This is a genomic window from Bacillus sp. MM2020_4 (assembly GCF_011250555.1).
In the GTDB taxonomy this organism is placed as follows: domain Bacteria; phylum Bacillota; class Bacilli; order Bacillales; family Cytobacillaceae; genus Neobacillus.
In genome coordinates this window covers 1-3,010 of sequence record NZ_JAANMZ010000091.1, presented here as the reverse complement: position 1 = coordinate 3,010, position 3,010 = coordinate 1, and the positions used below count along the sequence as shown (strand labels likewise).

5 protein-coding genes are annotated in these 3,010 nt (G+C 36.1%); 2 read left to right on the top strand and 3 right to left on the bottom strand.

Annotated elements, in window-relative coordinates; all coding sequences use genetic code 11:
• Window positions 1-227: 227 nt before the first annotated feature.
• A complete protein-coding gene (locus tag G6554_RS25135) occupies window positions 228-716 on the bottom strand; it encodes an SRPBCC domain-containing protein (protein WP_242637939.1) in 489 nt (162 codons plus the stop codon).
• 152 nt (window positions 717-868) lie between these two features.
• Between G6554_RS25135 and G6554_RS25130 the strand changes: the two genes are divergently transcribed.
• Entirely contained in the window at window positions 869-1,063 is a 195-nt protein-coding gene (locus G6554_RS25130) for an RNA polymerase sigma factor (protein ID WP_166246829.1), read from the top strand.
• The gene (locus G6554_RS25125; protein ID WP_166246828.1) at window positions 1,060-1,404 is read left to right on the top strand and encodes a hypothetical protein; all 345 of its coding nucleotides are present in this window, start codon (window positions 1,060-1,062) and stop codon (window positions 1,402-1,404) included. The genes G6554_RS25130 and G6554_RS25125 overlap by 4 nt, the downstream gene beginning before the upstream one ends.
• A 355-nt stretch (window positions 1,405-1,759) precedes the next feature.
• Here the strand turns inward: G6554_RS25125 and G6554_RS25120 are convergent, their stop codons facing one another.
• On the bottom strand, window positions 1,760-1,897 hold the full coding sequence (locus G6554_RS25120; protein WP_166246827.1) for a YjcZ family sporulation protein: 138 nt from the start codon (window positions 1,895-1,897) through the stop codon (window positions 1,760-1,762).
• Window positions 1,898-2,281: 384 nt separating this feature from the next.
• Window positions 2,282-2,656 (bottom strand): hypothetical protein, encoded by a 375-nt coding sequence (locus tag G6554_RS25115; protein WP_166246826.1) that lies wholly within the window; start codon window positions 2,654-2,656, stop codon window positions 2,282-2,284.
• Window positions 2,657-3,010 lie beyond the last annotated feature (354 nt).

The window sequence follows — 3,010 nt, the reverse complement described above, 5'->3', positions numbered from 1 at the left end:
TATGGGATGTTATTGATAGAGGTAATGATAAAAATTGTATTTTTGATAGATTAAAACAAATAGAGGTTAGTCAGTATTTACATGCTAATCCTTTTCTAAAAACTACTATACATAGTTTCCAGGAAGTTATGGTCAGTCCCCTGTTTTAGGTTCATATCACCGGGGGACTGACCTCTTTTATGTAAAAATAAAAAAACTGGTTGCCGGTGTTTTTATTGTGACTTGAATTAAATCTTTGTTAGGTATTCGTCTAATTGATAAAAGGTTCCAGCATATCCTTCCTGAGCCATCTCTTTTGAATCCTCGAAGGTTTTCAGCCCTTCCTCTGTCGGGGATACGGGCTCCACCATCATGGTAAGAGTGGTTTTTCCTTCGTCTTCGGTGAGCGTAATGGTGTTCAGCGTTTCCATCGGCCAATTTGCGTCAAAGGGTGCACGTACATTGTTACCTTCTGCATCAGAAAAGAAACTGGAGTAAACGATTTTTTCTGGTGCAATCATTTCGCTGTATACAAATTTAACCCACATTTTGTTGCCGTCTGCAGGTTTCTGGCTGTAGTGGAAGACACCGCCAGTACTGAAATCTGCTTTAGAAACCTCGAATGTCCATCCTTTTGGCCCCCACCAGTTCTTTAGGTGTTCTGAATCAGTTAATGCCTGGAAGACAAGTTCACGCGGGGCATTGAAAGTATGTATAGTTTTGATTTGAGTTGACATTGTCATTCCTCCAATTATTTAAAGTTCACTCTCTTTATCTTCTCTATTATAGGTCCTGCAAATAACCATCTGATATATTTTTTTCAAAAAAGTTGAAACGAATCATGTAGTAAAGGTATTAATAGTAAGAACAGCGGGAGGGAGAGGGTGTTATGAAGAAGCTTGAAGAAGAATACGAAGAAATCCAACCGAAAATCTATGCGTTTTTTTATGCCAAGACAGGTAATCAGGCAACTGCGCAAGATCTTTGCCATGATACCTTTTATGAGGCTTGTAAAACATCGCATCATTTATTGGCCATTCCACCTTATCGACTTGGATATTTTCAATTGTCACGAACTTATTGAAGAAGCATTTCCGCAATAAAGATTCTTCAAAAAAGTTAAATGCGCAGGCAGAGCAATATATTAAAACCCTGCTCCAGAAAAAAGTGCCGGAAGTCAAACAAGTGGATACCGATGTGGAGGTATACAACAACGATTCAACAGAATGGACACCACAGCTGAAAACACCAAAGCCCATCCTCATTATGTTGGAAATTGATAAAGGGAATGTAACAAAAGAGCAAATGCTGCCGCAGTGCAAGACCATGCAGGAGCTATTGAATAACGAATCGATCGATTATTATATGACCGAGGCGGGGTATCGCAGTATCGTGAACGGGGAAGAGAATTATGAGTTATGTTAGCTTTACTCCAAAACAGAAACTGACAATCAGTGATGTAAATTAAAATAAAGCATAAAGATTTATGAAATCGAAATGAAAGAAATCAATGGTTTAGGAGGGAGGTTTCTCACACCATAAAGAAGTAAGATCGATTTTTCTGACCAAAACGTCGACATCTCATATGGGATCGATTATTATTGGACCGGACATGTTTTCAGCCATGTTCGGACTTTTTTAATTTATTTTATTCTCACTCTTAAAATAACCTATGATAGGGAAAAAGAGACTATTTAATTTTGCAGGATCAGACCCCTATTGAACTAAAGCTTTAACGCGCCGGGGGTCTGACCCCTTCCTTTTGAAACTAATTTTTCATTTAATAAAAACCACCAAATCCACCGTAACCGTAACCACCGTAGCCTCCGCCGACATAGGATGCTCCTACAATAATCAGTAGGATAAATAAAACAACAATCAAGGCAAAACCTGCACCGTATCCTGCTCCATCAGACATGTTAAAACCCCCTTTCAAATAGTTATTACAAGCTATGTAAAAAAAGAAATAATGTAAGGGCATTTTAAACATCAATGATAATAATATTAAAGTTTCTTAACGAAACGTAAACCTTATTACTTGTGGAGTAATTACTTCTCCCTGATTTCCCCAACTAAACAAAGACATTGCAGCTTCCGCAATGTCTTTGTTACTCTATAAAGAAAATTGATTGATATGGTATTTACTATTAACAGCCTTCCAAATTATATAGAGAGTTTAATGAAAATCCCGGTAGAGTCATAAGATCAAATAGGGGATTTTATTGTTTTCTTAATTAAAGAGATGGACCGAATCATTGTTTATTTTTTTACGCTTAAAAGAAATTTCCACCAAATATTTTCTCTATTTTTTGAATGGTAGCTTATTTTTGACTTTATCAACAATTGGTGATAGGCCATTAAATAATGGTTTATACTGTTTCCATGTGTTATAAGCCATATCGATGGTTTCCATTACTTGTTTAAAATCAATCTGATTTTGATTGTTGTTTTGCTGTGGCATCGAAACGAGAGCTTGTTGTCTTGAGCTCATTCTCCTGCCACCAAAGAGCCAATCATCCATGGAATTATTTCTGCTTAAAAACGGTTGTGGATTTTGTCTTCGAAATTCCTTAATAACTCCTTCATTATCGGACTCGTAACTCAAACCATTTTTATGAACGGCTTGGTCATCAGTCTCTTTTGAAAGCCCTTTCTGATGTATAGATAACTCCTCCAAATACTCCTCTCCCTTCTTTACTAAATTAATCTCTTATATAATGTATGATGGCGAATGAGTGAGGGTGTAGACAAGAAGGGGGCTTTTTATAATGAAAATCTTAGAGGGACTAAATGTATTAATTAGAAATAACCCCTGGAATAATTACCACTATTTTTGTCATTATAATAAGAAAAAATAAATAATAAAGGAGCCTAACTGGACTAGAGAGCTTCGTTCATAAGGTCCATGAATCTCCATTTTCAGATAAGTTAATGACAAATCTAATAATGTATTTAAATCCAATTGGAATCATAAATTTACAAAACGCTGCTGTATCTAGTTATAAGAGGAATCATGTCAAAATACTACATG